Here is a 262-nt window from a genome sequence, read left to right on the forward strand (position 1 = left end):
TTTAGCTTGTTTTCTGATTTCCAATATTCTATTCGGTCAGAAAATAAAGTGGGAAGAGGGAAAAAAATTGAATTGGAGCAATTTTAAAAGCAAAGTCAATAACCAGCGTGGAGAGAATGTCGTGGCATATACCAACTGTGGCTGGACGTATTCTTACGTAAAATCTTCCAATCCGAAAGCTCCGGTAAAAATTACGATTCAGACAATTTTTAACGAAAACCAATCGTGGAAAGACGTTAAAAGAATCAATGATTATGTGCTG

General features: G+C 35.9%; 1 protein-coding gene. It reads left to right on the forward strand.

Features of this window, described 5'->3' with window-relative positions; genetic code table 11:
• Window positions 1-67 precede the first annotated feature (67 nt).
• On the forward strand, window positions 68-262 hold a 195-nt coding region (locus CF394_RS15990), incomplete at its 3' end, for a hypothetical protein (RefSeq protein WP_207761736.1).

Origin of the sequence: Tetzosporium hominis (assembly GCF_002265435.1) — a bacterium.
Taxonomy (GTDB): Bacteria; Bacillota; Bacilli; order Bacillales_A; family Planococcaceae; genus Chryseomicrobium; species Chryseomicrobium hominis.